This window comes from Polaribacter sp. R2A056_3_33, from assembly GCF_019278485.1.
Taxonomy (GTDB): domain Bacteria; phylum Bacteroidota; class Bacteroidia; order Flavobacteriales; family Flavobacteriaceae; genus Polaribacter.
Genome location: NZ_CP058984.1, coordinates 195,334 through 213,893, shown reverse-complemented (window position 1 = coordinate 213,893; position 18,560 = coordinate 195,334). Strand labels below are relative to the sequence as shown.

The 18,560-nt window shown below is 28.3% G+C and carries 17 protein-coding genes; 9 read left to right on the top strand and 8 right to left on the bottom strand.

Features of this window, described 5'->3' with window-relative positions; translation table 11 throughout:
- Window positions 1-163: 163 nt before the first annotated feature.
- From H0I29_RS01045 to H0I29_RS01010, 8 genes are all read right to left on the bottom strand, one after another.
- A complete protein-coding gene (locus H0I29_RS01045; protein WP_218754110.1) occupies window positions 164-769 on the bottom strand; it encodes a hypothetical protein in 606 nt (201 codons plus the stop codon).
- 117 nt (window positions 770-886) lie between these two features.
- Window positions 887-1,891, bottom strand: a complete 1,005-nt coding sequence (locus H0I29_RS01040) for an IS30 family transposase (protein WP_218754066.1) — start codon at window positions 1,889-1,891, stop codon at window positions 887-889.
- A gap of 211 nt (window positions 1,892-2,102) precedes the next feature.
- The gene (locus H0I29_RS01035) at window positions 2,103-2,897 is read right to left on the bottom strand and encodes a hypothetical protein (RefSeq protein ID WP_218754109.1); all 795 of its coding nucleotides are present in this window, start codon (window positions 2,895-2,897) and stop codon (window positions 2,103-2,105) included.
- Window positions 2,898-3,057: 160 nt separating this feature from the next.
- Entirely contained in the window at window positions 3,058-3,687 is a 630-nt protein-coding gene (locus H0I29_RS01030; protein WP_218754108.1) for a hypothetical protein, read from the bottom strand.
- A gap of 124 nt (window positions 3,688-3,811) precedes the next feature.
- Window positions 3,812-4,927: a tyrosine-type recombinase/integrase gene (locus tag H0I29_RS01025; protein ID WP_218754107.1), complete on the bottom strand. Its 1,116-nt coding sequence runs from the start codon at window positions 4,925-4,927 to the stop codon at window positions 3,812-3,814.
- A 154-nt stretch (window positions 4,928-5,081) separates the two neighbouring features.
- Window positions 5,082-5,249, bottom strand: a complete 168-nt coding sequence (locus H0I29_RS18455) for a hypothetical protein (RefSeq protein WP_218731034.1) — start codon at window positions 5,247-5,249, stop codon at window positions 5,082-5,084.
- Between the two features lie 636 nt (window positions 5,250-5,885).
- The gene (locus tag H0I29_RS01015) at window positions 5,886-7,355 is read right to left on the bottom strand and encodes a tyrosine-type recombinase/integrase (RefSeq protein ID WP_218754106.1); all 1,470 of its coding nucleotides are present in this window, start codon (window positions 7,353-7,355) and stop codon (window positions 5,886-5,888) included.
- A 233-nt stretch (window positions 7,356-7,588) separates the two neighbouring features.
- Window positions 7,589-8,368: a LexA family transcriptional regulator gene (locus H0I29_RS01010; protein ID WP_218731069.1), complete on the bottom strand. Its 780-nt coding sequence runs from the start codon at window positions 8,366-8,368 to the stop codon at window positions 7,589-7,591.
- A 52-nt stretch (window positions 8,369-8,420) separates the two neighbouring features.
- Between H0I29_RS01010 and dinB the strand changes: the two genes are divergently transcribed.
- From dinB to H0I29_RS00965, 9 genes are all read left to right on the top strand, one after another.
- Entirely contained in the window at window positions 8,421-9,635 is a 1,215-nt protein-coding gene (gene dinB, locus H0I29_RS01005) for a DNA polymerase IV (protein ID WP_218754105.1), read from the top strand.
- An 11-nt stretch (window positions 9,636-9,646) separates the two neighbouring features.
- Window positions 9,647-12,598, top strand: a complete 2,952-nt coding sequence (locus tag H0I29_RS01000; RefSeq protein WP_218754104.1) for a DNA polymerase III subunit alpha — start codon at window positions 9,647-9,649, stop codon at window positions 12,596-12,598.
- Window positions 12,599-12,633: 35 nt separating this feature from the next.
- Complete coding sequence (locus H0I29_RS00995) at window positions 12,634-13,758, top strand: tyrosine-type recombinase/integrase (RefSeq protein WP_218754103.1); 1,125 nt, start codon at window positions 12,634-12,636, stop codon at window positions 13,756-13,758.
- A gap of 443 nt (window positions 13,759-14,201) precedes the next feature.
- A complete protein-coding gene (locus tag H0I29_RS00990) occupies window positions 14,202-14,564 on the top strand; it encodes a hypothetical protein (RefSeq protein WP_218754102.1) in 363 nt (120 codons plus the stop codon).
- A 190-nt stretch (window positions 14,565-14,754) separates the two neighbouring features.
- Complete coding sequence (locus H0I29_RS00985) at window positions 14,755-15,186, top strand: hypothetical protein (protein ID WP_218754101.1); 432 nt, start codon at window positions 14,755-14,757, stop codon at window positions 15,184-15,186.
- 136 nt (window positions 15,187-15,322) lie between these two features.
- Window positions 15,323-15,703 carry a hypothetical protein gene (locus H0I29_RS00980; protein WP_218754100.1) on the top strand — a complete coding sequence of 127 codons (381 nt, stop codon included), beginning with the start codon at window positions 15,323-15,325 and terminating at the stop codon, window positions 15,701-15,703.
- 224 nt (window positions 15,704-15,927) lie between these two features.
- Window positions 15,928-17,001: a Fic family protein gene (locus H0I29_RS00975; protein ID WP_218754099.1), complete on the top strand. Its 1,074-nt coding sequence runs from the start codon at window positions 15,928-15,930 to the stop codon at window positions 16,999-17,001.
- A gap of 202 nt (window positions 17,002-17,203) precedes the next feature.
- A complete protein-coding gene (locus H0I29_RS00970) occupies window positions 17,204-17,662 on the top strand; it encodes a helix-turn-helix domain-containing protein (protein ID WP_025566198.1) in 459 nt (152 codons plus the stop codon).
- Window positions 17,608-18,456, top strand: a complete 849-nt coding sequence (locus tag H0I29_RS00965; RefSeq protein ID WP_254712738.1) for an IS3 family transposase — start codon at window positions 17,608-17,610, stop codon at window positions 18,454-18,456. Before H0I29_RS00970 ends, H0I29_RS00965 begins: the two co-directional genes overlap by 55 nt.
- Window positions 18,457-18,560 lie beyond the last annotated feature (104 nt).

Below are 18,560 nucleotides of genomic sequence, written 5' to 3'. Positions count from 1 at the left end.
CTCGGTCATTTCAATATTGTTGCCAACGTTGTTGTGTTATGGAAAGTTGCGTTTAAAGTGAACGGCTATTTTCCGTAGGAAAATAGAAGTTTACAAAAATGCAACAAACTTTGATTATGCTAAAAATAAGCAATTTTTTATACACGGTGTTAGGCAACGTTTTTTATTCAATGTAATTATTTCCTTTTATAGTCCAATCTGGTAATTCTTTATATTCTACAATTCTCCAATTATTACAATGAAATGTTCCTTTTATTTTAAAATCATTTTCAATAAAACCAAAAGGATTTGGTAATTCTAATTCATAATTTCCCCAAACATTTTGAGCAATTTTATAATCAAATTTGCTTATTTTAATTTTATAGTTTTTAATTGAACTTGAATCTATTTTTTTATTTTCAAATTGTGATTCTGTAGATGCTTTAAAAATATTTGTTTTTTCCACAATAGAATCTCTCAGATAAAAAGTCAGAAATCTATATTGTCTTTCAATTCCCATTTGAAATTCGGTTGCACTTCTATTTCCTTTTTTAAGTTCACTCAAAGAAGGAAATTCAGTTCTGATTTGAATTTTTAAGGTGTTTTTTTTAACGTTCTTTTCGCAATTGCAAAATCCTATTAAAGTGTCAACTTGTTTGTCAGAATATGTGTAAATTAAATCTACTTTTTGAAGTTCCAAAGTTGAATCTCTTTCGATCGTCGAAATTTTACTTTCCTTAATTTTTACAATAGTTGTTTTTGTTTCAGTTTTTGGCTCATTTTTTTTCATTTTATTATCTTTTTTACAAGAAAATAAATTCATTAATAATACTAAACTTAATATGTAAATACTGCTGCTTGGATTCAATGTTGTAACGCAACAAACCGTTTTTGTTTATTGATGTTACTAAGCTACAAATTTAAGTTCTAAATCCATCATTTCTTTTGGAGTTTTGTATCCTATAATTTTTCTTGGTCTGTTGTTCAATTTTTCTTGAATATTTTGGAGTTTATTTACGTCAATTTCATTGAAGTTTGTTCCTTTTGGAAGATATCTTCTAATGAGTCCATTTGTATTTTCATTTGTTCCTCTTTCCCAGGAAGAATATGGATGTGCAAAGTATATTTTCATACCTGTTTTTTTAGTAATCATTTCGTGTCTCGCCATTTCAATTCCGTTATCATATGTCATTGATTTTTTATAAATAGGATTTAATTTGTTTAATATTTTAGAAAACTCATTAGCTACTTCACCTGCTTTTTTAGACTCTAATTTTACTATTAAAGTAAATCTAGTTTTGCGCTCTACAATAGTTCCAATAGCACTTTTATGATTTTTCCCAATCACTAAATCTCCTTCCCAATGTCCCACTTCATTTCTAAGGTCAATATGTTGTGGTCTGTTGTCAATACTGACTTGGTTAATGATTTTACTTCCACCACCACGTCTTTTTTTAGGGGTTCTACGTCTTGTTTTTTTACGTACTAATAGTTTGATTAACTTTTTATTTAAACGAGCTTGTGGTCTAGTATAAATGTGTCTATAAATAGCTTCGTGTGAAATAGACATTATTAGATTATTAGGATACAACTCTTTTAATCTTCCAGAAATTTGTTCAGGAGTCCAGTTTGATAAAAGTCCTTTGTAAACAAAAAATTTGAGTAAAGAATAAGTGCTTATTTTATCTAAATTTCTCTTGTTTAAATAATCTTCTTTAGCACACCAATGAGCAAGTTCAGCATCATATCTATGTTCTTTTTTTTGCACCCATTTATTCACTTCTCTACCGATAGTTGAACGAGATCTATTGAGTTTAATTGCTATATAAGATTTAGACTTTTCTTCATTTAAAAGAGTCTGAATAATCACTCTTTCTTTCAAAGTTAATCGTCTATGTTTTTTTACTTCCATTTTACAAATCTATAATTTTAGATTTGTTGCGTTAAGTTATTGAATGGAGGTTGGTTTGGTCAAATGTGTTACAACGTTGTTGTGTATGATTAGTTGCGTCGTTTAATGAGTGAATTTACTAAATAAAGTACGAACGGCGAAATTCCGGAGGAATTTCCCAAGTGAGCTAAAACTAGCAATTAATTATACACGGTGTTATAGCCCGTTTTTTTTACCCGAAGTAATAATTCCAAGCTTCTTTATTAATTCCGAATTTTCCTTGCCACCAATCAACTGGATATGACCAATCTGTTTTATTAACTGGTCTATCTTCTCTTTCGTTATAAGGTATAAAATTATTATAGAAACCTTTCTGATCTTCAGTTTCTAAAATTCCGCATATTCCTAATATGTTAAGAATATTTTCTCTTTCATTTATATTCGATTTAAAAACTTTCGATAATTTTTTTTCCAATTGTCTTGGTCTTTCTTCTTGTGGTAAATTAATAATCACATTCTTAATATTCTCTAAAATTTCGTAATCCTCTTTCGTTGGTTTTACATTTGTTATTTTCTCTATTTGTTCTAAATCAAATAACACATATTCTATACTTGAGAACCTAACTCCGCCCCATTTAATTTTTTCAAAATTTAAAACATTCAAATCATATTCAGTTTTTCCTTTATTATAAATTCCGCAATTTTTACAAATTTTGTAATCAGTTGATTGGAATTTATGTGTTTTAAAAACTCGAGCAATTGCAAAACTCGAAAGAAACGAACGATATTCTAATTTTCTTGAAGTCAAACTTGCGATAAAAAAGTCAACAACTTGTTGCTTGTCAATTTTATCATAAACTTTCAATAATTTTTCTCCCAATTCTTCGTGGTCGATTGTGATTTTTTCAAACATTACTCCTTTTGATTTCGCATATTCAAAATCTTTTGTGTCAGTAATTTTTTCATCTTTCCAACCAGAACTTGTCCAAAATGTATTTATTAAAATTTTTTTAGCTTTGGTATCCATCGGTTTTTTTAAATGGGCTATAACGGTTTTGTGTATAAAAAGTTGCGATTTTTGTGAACGGCTATTTTCCGCAGGAAAATAGGAGTGAGTAAAAAAGCAACTACTTTTGGTTAAGCTAAAATTAAGCAATTTTTTTTACACGTTGTTGTGCATAGTTATTTTAATTCCATTTTGTTTTTTCAATATTATATCTTTCAATTTTCTGGCTAACTAATTTTTGATTTTTATCGAATGTTTTTATTATAGTTTTCCTTTTTTTGTTTTTATAAATTTCATATTCGGTCAAATCTCCATTTTGATCGAAGTAATTCACACGTTTATAATTTAAAGTTAGATTTTCGTAAAAAGTTTGAGTAAGTAATTTTCCGTTTTGCCTGAAGTCGAAAATTTCAATCGGTTTTCCATTTTTAAAAATTCCTTTAACTCTTATATTTCCGTTCGAGTAAAAATCCGTTTCAGTTCCGTTGCAAACTTTTTCACAATTCAAATAATTCCAGCGATTTGAATGTAATTCATTTCCAAATGAAAATAGAATTTTAGGTATTCTAATTGTGTCATTAATTGTTTTTAAAGTTGTTGAATATTGTCCAATTAATTCTCCACGTTTAACGTAAACATTAATTATTTTATAATTAAATTTTGGAAATGAGTCAATTTCAAATTCTGGTTTTATGATTTTTTCAGAACAGTCATTATAGAATACTAAATTCAGATTTTCCTTTCCGCTGTTTTGACTATAACACGAGAAGTTTATAATTAGCAAAAAGATTGATTTTAGTACTGTTTTCATAATTATGCACAACTTGTTTATATGCTTATGTTATATCAGTATATATCTCTTATTTGGGTTTATATGCTGAAGTTTTATGATTATATTTATACATTGAATATGATTCTTTAAAAGTAATTTATTCCTACAATTCATCAAAAGGATTTTTAATATTTTTAAGACTAGTTTTTGTAACATGAGTATATATCATTGTAGTTTTTTGGCTACTATGACCTAATAATTCTTGTATATACCTAATATCTGTTCCATTTTCTAATAAATGTGTTGCAAAAGAGTGTCTTAAAGTATGTAATGTAACCTTTTTTGTAATTTTAGTATTTTTCAATGCTTTTTTTAACACAGCTTGAGCACTGGCACCACTGTATTTATGTCCATTTTGCCCTTCAAAAAGAAAAACTTTAGGTTTATAAGCTAAATAGTACTCTCTAAGAAGTATTAAAAAAGAATACGAGAGCAAAGTATACCTGTCTTTTTTCCCCTTAGCTTGCTTAATATGAATTAACATTCTTTTGCTATCAATATCATCAACTTTTAAATTTAATACTTCCCCAATTCTGAGTCCACCAGAATAAAGAAGACTTAATAATGTTTTATGCTTTAGATTTGTAAGATTATTAAATATGGCTTTAATTTCTGCAACACTTAAAACTGCTGGTAATTTCTTTTCTTTCTTAGGTCTTTCAATATTTAATAAATTAATTTCTATACCTTTAAAAAAAAGAAATTTTTTAATTCCATTAATGCATTGATTTTGATAGGATACGGATCTGTTTGCTCTAAATATAAAGTCATAGTTAAACTGTTCAATTAATTTTATTGAATAATCTTCATTTTTTTTTAGTAATCCATAACGAAGAAAGTATGCAGTTACTTCCACATAAGTATTAACAGTATTCTCACTTAATCTTTTTTGTTGCAACCATCTTTTAAACTTTTTTAATTCTGAAGTTAAGTCGATAGATAAAGCAGGTAAGACCAATTTGTAGATTTCTTCTGACGGAGGTATAACTTTTTTTTTAAGTTTTTCATAATTAACAAACCATTTTTTTAGTCGAATATGGTTATATAATAAACTCCTATTACTTGAAGAATCTTTAATGTAGAAAGATTTCAAATTTTGGCTCCATTGTACCTCGGGTAATAATTTTAAATGATTTTTTATTTCCTGATCAAAAGGAAAATTAATCATAACAATATTTGAACCCTTATGAATGTTAGGAAGTAAAATAATAGATTTCATAGCTAAATAATTATCTAATGTAGTGAAAATAAACTAAATAAGAAGTATGTAGCTTTGTGCTTTAATAGATTTAATTCGTCGATTTTTGATTCGAGTGTAATGTAAAGATATATACAATGTCTTTTTTAGATAATTCAAATATTTTTCTTAATTATCAAATTATACTTCTGTATTTAAATGTATGGTAAGTTGTAAGCAATGATTTGTATTTATTGGGAGTAAAACTATAGTTAGTTACATTATCTCGATTTTTCCAAGAAAAATCATTATCAAAATATGGAGGAGATACTTTAAATGGATTGATAAAATACTTGTAACACAAATCAAGTTTTGTATTACAAACTTGTATTACATTAATGTTATTTGGGATAGGAGTGGAGTTAGATGCTTTGAAAAGTCTTTAGTTTAAATTTTTGTTTTATATAATACTCTTTATTTTTATTAAAAATAATTATGAATTTAAGCATATCTATAGTTGAATTATGCGTTAATTTTACGTATAATTAACGCATAATATAGGCAATGTAAAATAATTGCACTTGATTTTTATACTATTATGGAGTTATAAAAAGTTGTTAAATAGCGTGAGTTCGAGCTAAGCAATAGTATTATTAGGTAACATATTGGGTATTGTTATAGCAGTTTTTTAGGTGAAAAAGAAAAATTAATTAGTTTTGAGTTCTATTTGACAGTCTACTAAATCAAACAAGTTTTCGTTTAAAAGACTCCGTTTATTTAAAATTTCTTGTGATTCATCTTTATCATCAATAAAAACAATATCCATTTTCTTTCTTGCTAATATCAAAATATCAAACACCCATTCTATTTGTTAGATTTGTACTTGTTCAATTAAGTGTTCGAAATAGAATTTTGGGGAATTGAGTAAAAGAGGGTAAAATACCCTTTTTCTAAACTCCTGATAAATTACATTTACTTTTCTAGTTTCTTTACTCATTTTTTACTTAAATAATTTTGAGTAATCTTCTGGCAACTCTGCATCAATTTCTCTTAAATATTTTTCCAATGCACTCATTGATTTATGTCCTGTAATCAGCATTAAATTACTCTTAGCTTCAAAAGGAGAAGCATTTTCTCTCAGTTTTCTATATAATTTTGAGATAAAGGTATGTCTAAAACTATAAATTCCATAATCTTCATTCAATTTAAAATGGTCTTTTACAACTTTTCTAAATCTTTTAGAAAAATGATCTCTTCTATTAGTTTCATTTGCATCCCAGAAAGCTCCAATTGCTTCTGGAGTAAATAAAAAGGATTCCTTATCTAACTTTGATAAATCTGGTAATTCATCAAATAAAATACTAGGAATAATTTTTGTTTTTAAAGGGCTATTCTTAGCCTTAAATTGAACGGTTTTAGTTTCTAAATTAATGTCCTTAATTCTTATTCTACAAACCTCAATAGGTCTAATGAAACTATAAGAAACGAATTTTATGAATAGTAATAATAGTTGATCTTGTTTTTCTAAATATTCAAATATATTTTGTTGCTCTTTTAATGTGTAAACCTTATTTCTTTCTGTTTTGGATTTTAATACAGGAATTGATTGAATATAGTTTTCAGCAACCAATTCATTATTTTTTAATACTTGGAAGATACTTCCTAATTCTGTTCTGTAATTATTACGATTTCTTGCGCTTGTTTTTAAAACAATTCCATTAAAATAATCTAATAAATCTTTTCTAGAAATTTCTCTTATATTCTTTTTGGTTGGATGCGTTTCTTCCATCCAAATAATAAAAAGTTTTGCTTTTCTTTTATAATCTTTTATCGTTCCACTACTTACTGCCTTTTCTTTTAAGCTTAGAGCAAAGTCAAAAGCTTTTACAATAGACATTTCTTCTTGATTCTTATTCCCAGTATTTTGTTCTTTTATGTGAATTTCTTTTTGGTTGTTTTTTATAGGTTTTTTGGTTGTTTTAGATAAGTCTCCCTTTAGAATTACATTTTCTAAAAGTGAAGTAATCATATTTTCATCTAGGGCTTCCTTTACAGCATTTTTTACAGATTCGTTTATTTTTGATGGAGATATTGCTTCTTCTTTAAGAGTTTCTTCTAGTTCTATATTAACAGTATGATTTTTCAACTGCTCATACAACTCGGAGTTATCTATGAAAGGATTGAAGCCTTGTTTTAGTAAAAACAACAAGTTTTTTCTATAAGAAGACAAGATGCTCATTCTATTCTCTTTGGTTTTGTATTGGTTTACTTTACCATATACATTTGCCATTCGTTCCAATTTCCCTGTTTTTGGATTTCTGAAGGAAAAATAGATGTACCATCGCTTAGATAAATCTCCTTTTGCTGTATAGATTTTTGGGGAAGAAAAAAGGTTTAAAACTTTAGAATCGTGTTCAAAATCGTGTTCAATTTCTGTTGTTAGGGTAAGGTAATGGTAAATTGATTGCATAAAAAAACAGTTTAGAGACCTAAACTGTTGTTTTTTATTGATTTAAAATAGTAGCGAGAACGGGATTTGAACCCGTGACCTCAGGGTTATGAATTTAACAAAACACCCTAATTTCACGCTTTTATGCTTTATTTTAACTAAATCGTGTACTGAATCGTGTACTCGGATTTATATATAATTTCTATTCAAATATAATTAAGATTTTTATTCCTTAAAGGTTAAAATTGATTTTTTTAACTCATTTTTAAAGATTTTTCTAATTGTTTCAATTCAACACCTAAACCATTAAACATTTGCATAATACTACTCAATTTTAGTTCATGTTCTTCATACTCTTGCGTATTTATGCTACAAGTAAATTTCCATAGTTCTAAAACTTCCTCTAAAGGAACTTCATAAGACTGATATTCTCTGTTATCAGGTTTTAAAAGTAAACTTCCTTTCTCTTCAATTTGATTATAGACTCTTTTGTAGGTCATACCATCATTTTTAGTGACTATGATATAAGACGTTCCATTTTTAACATCTGTAATATTTTCTACAAATTCAGCAACCACATAAGATCCATCTTTCATAGGTAACATGGAATCTCCTTTAATAGGAAATGCTCTGTGTTTACCAGTAGGTAAAAAAGGTAATTTTATTTTTTCTAACTGCTCAATATATTCAGGATCATCATACCCTAATAAATAACCAGCAGAAGTTTTAGCAGAAACTACTTCAATTAAATTTTCATTTTCGTCATCAACTGTAATTGGAAATAAAACACGTTTGCTTCCAACTTCTATAAACGAAATATCTTTAGTTTTGGTAAGGTCGTTTTTCAATAATATATCAATAGGTACTTTAAAATAGTTAGAGAAATCTATTAAAAACTCTAAAGTAGGTGAAGACCTGTTCTCTTCATAAGAACCTATTCTTGATCTTGTTACATTTAAATCATCAGCTAAACGCTCTTGTGAAAGCGCTTTTAAACTTCTTAAATGACGTATGTTTTTGGATATAATTTTCATAATACTACAAATGTAAGCAATAATTGTTTGTTTTTGTAGTTAATTTTGTGGTGTGAAGAAAAATATTTTACATCTCGATTTAGACACTTTTTTTGTCTCTTGTGAACGATTGATTGATAGTCGATTGCAAAAGAAACCGTTGTTGGTTGGCGGAACAGGAGATCGTGGAGTTGTAGCTGCTTGTAGTTATGAAACGAGAACTTTTGGCGTGCATTCAGGCATGTCAATGAAGATTGCTAGAAAGTTATGTCCTGAAGCAATTGTTATTAGAGGAGATACGAGTATTTATTCTAAATACTCAAATATTGTTACAGAAATCATCAAAGAAAAAGTACCCATTTTTGAAAAAGCGAGTATTGATGAATTTTATGCAGACCTTTCTGGAATGGATGCTTTTTTTGGGAGTTATAAATACGCTTCTGAATTACGTCAGCGAATTATAAAAGAAAGTGGTTTGCCTATTTCCTTTGGAATGTCACAAAATAAAATTGTATCTAAAGTTGCAACAGGAGAAGCGAAACCCAATAATCAATTATTGATTGATGCAGGATTTGAGAAAGAATTTCTGGCACCATTATCAATTCGTAAAATTCCATCAGTTGGAGAAAAAACGTATCAAATTTTAAGGAATTTAGGTGTAGAAAAAATAAAAGTAATTCAAGAAATGCCTTTAGAAATGATGATAAGCGTTTTAGGGAAAAATGGAAAAACTATTTGGAAACGTGCAAACGGAATAGATAATCCACCCATTATTGCTTTTCACGAACGTAAATCTTTATCCACAGAAAGAACCTACACTAAAGATACAATTGATATGATAAAGTTAAAAGAAACCATTTTTGCAATGGCAGAAAATTTAGCTTATCAATTGAGAAAAGGAGATAAGTTAGCAGGTGTGATTAGTGTAAAAATTAGATATTCAGATTTTAACACGTATAACAAGCAAATAAAAATTCCCTATACAAGTGCAGATCACATTATCATTCCTGCTGTTTTAGAATTGTTTAAAAAATTATATCAACGAAGATTGTTAATTCGATTGGTGGGGGTAAAAGTATCTGACATTGTCAGTGGTAATTACCAAATTAATTTGTTTGACGATACAGAACAACTATTGGATTTATACAATGCAATGGATACTGTTAGAAATAAATATGGAGATAAAAGTATTATGAGAGCAGCTTCTATGGGAGCAAAATCTATTGGTCGTTTTAGCAATCCTTTTAATGGAGAACCTCCTTTGGTTCTTGCACATAGAAAACAATAATTGATTGCTTTATGTATTTAAACTGTCATACCTATTATTCCTTACGTTATGGTACTTTTTCGGAAATAGAACTACTAGAACTCGCAAAAGAAAACAATATCAAAAGTATTGCGCTTACAGATATCAACAATACTTCTGCTTGTATGAATTTTATACAACAAGCTAAAAAGTATAACATTAAACCTGTAATTGGTGTTGATTTCAGAAATGGAAATTCCCAACAATTTGTAGCACTCGCAAAAAGTAATGTTGGTTTTCAAAATATCAATCAATACTTATCTACTTTTTTAGAAACTAAAACTGATATTCCAGATACTCCTAGTTATTTAGAAGATGCATTTATTGTTTATCCATTTGAAAAAGTATTGCAGTTAAACATGACCTCTTTTAAAGAGAATGAATTTATTGGAGTTTCTATTGCAGAAATTAATAAACTCCGTTTTTCTCATTTAAAGAAGTTTGAAGATAGAATTGTGATACAACAACAGGTTACCATCCGAAATAAAAAAGATTTTAACGCACACAGATTGTTACGTGCCATAGATAACAATACTTTATTAAGTAAACTTCCTACTACAGAACAATGTATTACAACAGATGTAATGCATGAAAGAAAAGAATTGTTAACGTTTTATAAAGAGTTTCCAAATAGTATTACAAACACAGAAAAAGTATTGCAAGGTTGTAATACGTTTTTTGACTTTCACGAAGATAGAAAAAACCAAAATCTTAAAAAGTATTGCAATAGTTTTGAAAAAGATTGCAATATGTTATTAGATTTATGTAAAAACAACTTACATAAACGTTATAAAAATCCAACTCAAAAAGTACACGATCGACTTGAGAAAGAATTGAAAGTAATTATTGATTTAAAGTTTGTTTCCTTTTTTTTAATCAATTATGATATTGTGAGTTATGCAAAAAGTAAAGGGTACTTTCATGTAGGAAGGGGGAGTGGTGCCAATAGTATTGTTGCTTATATTATTGGTATTACAGATGTAGATCCTGTAGAATTAGATTTGTACTTTGAACGTTTTATCAATCCTTTTAGAGCTTCTCCACCTGATTTTGATATTGACTTTTCATGGAAAGATAGAGAAGATGTTACCAACTATATTTTTAAACGCTTTAAAAACACAGCACTTTTAGCAACCTACAATACTTTTAAGTATAAAGCAGTCATTAGAGAATTAGGAAAAGTATTTGGATTGCCAAAAGAGGAAATAGATAAATTAAGTAAGGGAATTAAACAGCAAGAAACGGATAGTATTGCAACGTTGGTTTTAAAATATGGTAAACTAATTGAGGGTTTTCCGAATTATGTAAGTGTCCATTCTGCAGGGATATTGATTTTAGATAAACCAATACATTATTATTCAGCAACAAGTTTACCTCCAAAAGGATTTCCAACAGTTCAGTTTGACATGAACATTGCAGATGATGTAGGTGTTTTTAAGTTTGATATTTTAGGACAACGAGGTTTGGCAAAAATTAAAGAAGCCTTAGAAATTATAAAAAGAAACAGACCAAATGATCCTCCCATAGATATTACAGATGTAGAAAGTTTTAAGAATGATAAAAACATCAATGATTTATTAAAATCAGGTGGAGCCATTGGTGCTTATTATGTAGAATCTCCTGCAATGCGAGGGTTGATGCAAAAACTACAAACCCAAGATTATTTAGGTTTGGTGGCTGCAAGTTCAATTATTAGACCAGGTGTTTCAGGATCAGGAATGAAAGATGAATTTATAAAAAGACATCGTTTTCCAGAAAAAAGGAAAGAAGCGAATCCTATTTTGTTAGAAATTATGCCAGAAACCTATGGTGTAATGGTTTATCAAGAAGATGTGATGAAGGTGGCGAGTAAGTTTGCAGACTTAACATTGGGTGAAGCGGATGTTTTAAGACGTGGAATGAGTGGGAAATACAGATCATTATCAGAGTTTAAAGCTGTAGAAGATAAGTTTATTGCAAACTGTAGAAAAAAAGGGCATAAAGATGCTTTAATTTTTGAAGTATGGAATCAAATTAAAAGTTTTGCAGGCTATGCTTTTGCCAAAGGACATTCGGCTTCTTATGCTATAGAAAGCTATCAAAGTATGTTTTTAAAATGTTATTATCCCATAGAATTTATGGTGGCGGTTTTAAATAATGGAGGTGGATTTTATTCAACGGAACATTATATACATGAAGCAAAAATGCAAGGAGCAATTATTGAGTTGCCCTGTATCAATAAAAGTAATCACCCCAACATTGTTATAGATAAAACTATTTATTTGGGTTTTGGGTATTTAAAAAGTTTAGAGCATTTAACAATTCAAAGATTGTTAACAGAAAGACAATTGTATGGGGATTTTACGTCTTTAGAAAATTTTATAGATCGTGTTGTAATTAGTATTGAACAACTAACCATTTTAATTAGAATTGATGCTTTTCGTTTTACACATAAAACCAAAAAGCAACTTTTGTGGCAAGCTATTTTTAAATTGAAGGCTACCAAACAAAAAACAAAACAACAATTGCTTTTTAAAACAGAGCAAGTAAAGTATGAATTACCAAAACTAGAATCTCATTGGTTAGAAAAAGTCTATGATGAAATGGAATTGTTAGGGTTTACTGTGCATGATTATTTTAAACTAGTAACCGAACCTTTTTTGCCAAGTATAAAAGCAAAACAAATGATTGATTTTGAGAATCAGCATGTTTTAATTTATGGTTTACTGGTAACTACTCGCTTTAACAAAACGTCTCAAAATAAATTAATGAGACTGAGTACTTTTATTGATAAAGATGGTCATTACTTTGATGCAGTACATTTTACAAATGTTGTACATCAATATCCAGTAAACGGAATGGGGATTTATGGTTGTTATGGGAAAATTACCAATCGTTATGGATTTTGTAGTATGAATGTAATTCAATCTAAAAAGATGAGTGTAGCGGTAGATCCGAGAAATTGATTTTATAAAAAAAATGTTAACTTTACCTAAAAGCTATGAAAAAAATCAACTTAACAATTTCTCAACTTCGTAATAAAAATGTTTTAGTAATTCGGTTTGCTTATAATAATGAAATAAAAGAACATCTTAAAAAACTTAAAAATGTTGTTTGGAGTCAAACTTTAAGGTCTTTTTATTCTGAACTTTCGTTAGAAAATTTAAGAATAGTTTTCAATCATTTGAAAAAACCAAATTGGACTATTGACTATATAGAATTACAACCTTTCATCAACAAAAGTAAAATAGAGGAAAGAAGAAATTCACACCTAATAGAACAACTACCTGATGTTTATCAATTAGAATTACAAAAGTTTAAAAAATGGTTGTTTCAAAAACGTTTTAGTGAAAATACTGTGAACACTTATGTAGATGTTACTACAACTTATATTAAATATGTTCTTTTAAAAAATGCTGAAATATTCTCTTCAAAAATAGTGGAAGCATTTAGTTATGATTATATTTTTATTCCAAATAAATCAATTTCATATCAAAATCAATTTATAAGTGGAATTAAAAAGTTTTTTGAATACAAGGGATATTCTTATGAAGAAATACAAATTGAAAGACCTCGAAAAGAAAAAAAACTACCAATAGTGTTAAGCGGATCTGAAATAAAATCGCTATTTAACACCTTAACAAACCTTAAGCATAAGGCTCTTTTATGCTTATTGTATTCTGCTGGCTTAAGAATTGGTGAAGCTATCAATCTAGAAATAAACGATATCGATAGTAAAAGAATGTTAATACATATTAAACAAGCTAAAGGAAAAAAAGATAGATACACTCTTTTATCACCTGTGTTTGTAAAAATTTTAAGAGAATATTATATTGCTTATAAACCAGAAAAATATTTATTCGAAGGACAAAAAGGAGGAAAATATAGTAATACAAGTGCACAAAAAGTATTAAAAAATGCTTTATTTAAAGCTGGTATTAGAAAGAAAGCAACACTACATTCTTTAAGACATAGTTTTGCAACTCATCTATTGGAAAAAGGGACAGACGTTAGATATATCCAAGAGCTATTAGGTCATAGTAGTCCAAAAACTACTATGATTTATACACATGTTACAGAACCAAGCTTAAAAAATATTAAAAATCCGTTTGATGATTTATTTTAATCACTTACTTTTATAGAATGGATATAAAGACAATAAACTTCTGCATATCCCACCATAACGGAACAAAATCAGTATAAAAGCTCTGTATATAAACAAGTTGGCATTCATTGACAGAACGCACTCAAATTGAAATATCTATGATTAAAAGAAATTTTTCCTCAATATTAGTTATCATAGCTATGATTTTAAATATCTTGAATTTTGGTTACTTAAATTTCAATATTGATTCATTTAGTTTTTGGTTATTTATAGGTTCTACACTTTTACTTATTGCAGCTTTAATAAAAATATTTATTACTGAAAATAAGGAAAATAAAAAATAAATTTATGTCGGACTTTTAGCTAGTTTTCGGAATCGAAAACTGAACTGAAAAACAAAACCCGAATTGATTGCGGAATTTAGCAAGTTGCGGAATTCCTCACTCAATCGGAATTTACAAAATATGAATAAAAAAAGAAATGAAACCAAATTGGATAAAATCCAGAATAAATTGAAAAATTATTCTTGGTTTGTTTGGACAATTCCATTTTTTTTAATCGTTAGTTATTATAGTGGAATAAAATCTGGATTAATCATATCTGGACTTTTAATCTCTGGAGTTCTTTTAGGAGCAATCATTCCTGTAATAATTGGTGCGATTTTTAAAAAGTATAATTTAAAAATAATTTATGGAGAAATTATAATTTTTATAATATCAACACTTTTGATTTACTCATTTATTCCGAATAAAAAACTTTTACTATTTATGTTTCCTTTTGCTATTCCTACACTAATAGTTGGAATTTTAGATTTAAGAAGATTTTGATTTCAAAAAGATATGAAAATATAAAAACAACGAAATGCCAACACCGTATAAAAATAATTGCGGTTTAGTGTTTAATCAAAGGTCGTTGCGTGTTTGTAACGTCTGATTTTCCTTCGGAAAATCCTCGCATACAAACCCGCAACTATTCTTATACATAAACGTTGGCAAACATTTATCACTCATACTTAAAATGATTAAATACGAATTAAAACGAGAAAAAAAGTCGGACGGATGGATGGTGATGATTGGATATGATTTTATAACCGTAAAACCATCGGAATTACAAAAACACTTAGACGATGGGTGGACTATAATTCGCAAAAAATATTTCATCATTACTTCTTTTTTAGATTGGTGGGCGACACTTAAAAATGGTGAAAAAATAGCGTTTTTTGGAGTTGCCCTAACGCCTTTCTTGATTCCGTTAATGTTCCCAAATGAAACAATTATTAATGTTTATCCGTCAAACGAATCTGATTATTATAAAGTTGATTCTGATTCTCAATTATATGATTCTGACGATTCAACAACCATAAAAAAAGAAGGTTATAAACAAGAATCATTAACCAGAGAACAAGATTCGGTAAAAACCAACGATTCCATACCGACCTTAAAAAATTAAAAAAACGATTTGCCAACAATGTGTAAAAACAATTGCTTTTTTTGTTTACTTCTGAATATTCTTTTTCTACCATTATTTATGTCTTTTTTTGTTATCTTTTTTCTAAATTCACGCAACGGATTCTTACACGTAACCGTTGGCAGTAATTAAAAAAATGGGAATCTTTAGTAAGAACAAATATTACATCAAACTTTACGTCAACAAGATTGAGATAAAGGACTTGACAAATGGAAGAACTATAATTGAAAATTCTCAAACTGAATTTAACAATAAACGACTCTTAATTGCGGAGTTTCAAAAAGCTGAAAAGTTCGTGAAATCCGTTTTTAAAAATAATAATTTAAATACTAGAAATTCGATTGGAATTGTTCAACAAAGAGAAATGGTTGACGGAGGACTTTCTGAAGTTGAAAAAAGAGTATTAATTGAATTATTTGAAAGAGCTGGAATCAAAAAACTTTATATTGATAATAGCATTTCTGAATTGACCGAAAAGCAACTAATTGAATATAAATAACTACTGCCAACACCGTGTATAATTAATTGCTAGGTTCTTCACTACTCGCGAATATTCCTGCGGAATATTCTCAGGTTCGTTAAAGTTTGCTAACTTAGTTGCTTAACCACGCAACTAACCATACACAAACACGTTGTACTTAATGCGGGACAAAAAGTCGCATATTGAATTTAATTGAACTATTTTTTGTATTTTTGGTACATATAAAATTCACAAGAGATAAAATGTCCCAAATCAATAAACTTGCAAAACTTCCACCAAAAAGAGAAAAAGTAGAAACTATTGAAATTCTTCGTCAATTGAGTAAATCCTCAAATTCATTAGGAGAATTAAAAGGAATTGCCAAAACTATTCCTAATCAAGAAATGTTGATAAATGCTGTTGTCTTACAAGAAGCTAAAGATAGTTCGGAAATAGAAAATATTATTACAACACAAGATGAATTATATAAAGCTTTAGCAACAAACACAAAACAACCAACTCAAGTTAAAGAAGTTATAAACTATAGAAGTGCTATTTTTTCTGGTTTTGAATTAATTCAGAAACAAGGATTTTTAAAGTTAAAAGATATTGAAACTATTCAAAAAACCATTATCGAAAATAATGCTGGAATTCGCTCAATGGCTGGAACTGTGTTAAAAAACGATAAAACTGGAGAAATTGTCTATACACCGCCACAAGAAAAAGATGAAATTTTAGATTTATTAGGAAACTTCTTAGAACATTTTAATGTTAAACAAAACAATTTAAATCCGTTAATTAATTTAGCTATTTTACACTATCAATTTGAAAGTATTCATCCTTTTTATGACGGAAATGGAAGAGCAGGAAGAATACTAAATATTTTATACCTAATCATAAACGACCTTTTAGATATTCCTATTTTATATTTAAGCTCATATATCAACGAAAATAAAGCAGATTATTATCGTTTACTAAATACAGTTAACAATAAAAACGAATGGTCTGAATATATAATTTATATGTTAAAAGCTGTTGAAGTAACATCAAATAGAACTATTGAAAAAATAAATTCAATTAAAGTATTATTGGATAAAACTATAATATTTGCTCAAGAAAAAGAACCTAAAATTTATAGAAAAGAATTAATTGAATTACTCTTTGAACAACCTTATTCTAAAATAGAATTTGTTGTAGAAAAATTAAACGTAGAAAGAAAAGCGGCTTCACGATATTTAAAAAAATTGGAAGATATTGGGATATTAACTTCTCAAAAAATTGGAAGAGAAAGCGTTTACGTAAATACAAAATTGATAGAAATATTAAAAAAGCACTAAGTACAACACCGTGTATAATTAATTGCTAGGTTCTTCCCTACTTGCGAATATTCCTGCGGAATATTCACGGGTTCGTAAATGTTTGCTAACTTAGTCGCTTAACCACGCAACTAACCATACACAAACACGTTGGCAACAAGCTAAAAACTGTACTTTCCTGAAATAGGTTGACTAAAAATTAAACACTTAATTATAGTCACTTATGAAAACACAAAAACAACCTTGGCGAAAAAAAACGTACGAAAAAGCAACTTTAGAACTCAAATTATTCGTCGTTGACCAAATTCAGAATGGACAGATTTCCACAAACTTTGCTTCCAAAAAATATGATGTTCCTAGAACTACAATTGGGTATTGGATCAAAAAATATAGTACTTTAGTCCAACAAAATACAGGTATGAGTAAATTAGATGAGATTAAAAAACTAAAGGAACGTATTGAAGAATTGGAGTTTGTAAAGGAATTTCAACAAGATATTATTGCTGACATGGAAATCATTACTGGAGTCGATTTGTCAAAAAAGTCGTTGCCCAAAACATTAGCGAAAGAGATAGAACTAAAAAAGAAAAACCGTTTAAAAGAAAATGGTTCTATGAGTGTTTTGGGATTAGTAAACAAGCTTTCTACAAAAGACTCAAAACCCAAGAAAACAAACGACTAAACGATGAAAAAGTCATCGAAATGATACAGGAATATCGAAAATTAGTTGGTATGAGAACTGGCGGAATTAAGTTATATGATGAACTTAAACAAGACTTTATAAAACAAGGTATTAAAATAGGTAGAGACAAGTTGTACGATGTGTTAAGGCTTCACAATTTACTTGTTCCTAGGCTTAAAAACTATGTAACAACAACAAACTCTAATCATCAATTTAGAAAATATAAAAACCTAATTAAAGACCAAGTTCCTACTCGACCAGAACAACTATGGGTAAGCGATATAACATACATTAAAACAGACAATGGACACAATTACCTAGCAATCGTTACAGATGCATATTCTAAGCAAATTATGGGCTATAAATTAGATAACAACATGAAGACATCACTTTGTTCAGAAGCGCTAGAAATGGCTATTAAAAATAGAAAATACCCTGATAAAAAATTAATACATCATTCTGACAGAGGTTTTCAATACTGTAACCCCAAATACACAGCATTTGCAGAAGAAAATGGCATAATGATGAGCATGACAGAACAATATGATCCTTATGAAAACGCAATTGCAGAGCGAATTAATAGAACTTTAAAATATGAATATGGACTTAGAAATTGCATTAAAAACACTGCCATTGCTCAAGAAGTAACAAAACAAGCAGTATATATTTACAACAATTTAAGAACCCATTTTAGCTTAGAATTAAGAAAACCAGCTGAAGTACATTTAAATCCAAACATCAAATACAAATCATATCGAAGAAATAATGTAAATTTGACTGAACTAACAATTTGAAAACAAAACTAGTTCAAAATATTTTTTGCCTTCTAAACGGCTAAAAAAATTTTTTGAACGGTATAAATTAACCTAAAAAAAGGTCAACCTATATCAGTATAATA

Bases quoted from the DNA above. Each gene is read 5' to 3' on its own strand.
- H0I29_RS01045 (WP_218754110.1), bottom strand. From the start codon at position 769: ATGAAAAAAAATGAGCCAAAAACTGAAACAAAAACAACTATTGTAAAA.
- H0I29_RS01040 (WP_218754066.1), bottom strand. From the start codon at position 1,891: ATGGAAGTAAAAAAACATAGACGATTAACTTTGAAAGAAAGAGTGATT.
- H0I29_RS01035 (WP_218754109.1), bottom strand. From the start codon at position 2,897: ATGGATACCAAAGCTAAAAAAATTTTAATAAATACATTTTGGACAAGT.
- H0I29_RS01030 (WP_218754108.1), bottom strand. From the start codon at position 3,687: ATGAAAACAGTACTAAAATCAATCTTTTTGCTAATTATAAACTTCTCG.
- H0I29_RS01025 (WP_218754107.1), bottom strand. From the start codon at position 4,927: ATGAAATCTATTATTTTACTTCCTAACATTCATAAGGGTTCAAATATT.
- H0I29_RS01015 (WP_218754106.1), bottom strand. From the start codon at position 7,355: ATGCAATCAATTTACCATTACCTTACCCTAACAACAGAAATTGAACAC.
- H0I29_RS01010 (WP_218731069.1), bottom strand. From the start codon at position 8,368: ATGAAAATTATATCCAAAAACATACGTCATTTAAGAAGTTTAAAAGCG.
- H0I29_RS01000 (WP_218754104.1), top strand. From the start codon at position 9,647: ATGTATTTAAACTGTCATACCTATTATTCCTTACGTTATGGTACTTTT.
- H0I29_RS00995 (WP_218754103.1), top strand. From the start codon at position 12,634: ATGAAAAAAATCAACTTAACAATTTCTCAACTTCGTAATAAAAATGTT.
- H0I29_RS00990 (WP_218754102.1), top strand. From the start codon at position 14,202: ATGAATAAAAAAAGAAATGAAACCAAATTGGATAAAATCCAGAATAAA.
- H0I29_RS00985 (WP_218754101.1), top strand. From the start codon at position 14,755: ATGATTAAATACGAATTAAAACGAGAAAAAAAGTCGGACGGATGGATG.
- H0I29_RS00975 (WP_218754099.1), top strand. From the start codon at position 15,928: ATGTCCCAAATCAATAAACTTGCAAAACTTCCACCAAAAAGAGAAAAA.
- H0I29_RS00970 (WP_025566198.1), top strand. From the start codon at position 17,204: ATGAAAACACAAAAACAACCTTGGCGAAAAAAAACGTACGAAAAAGCA.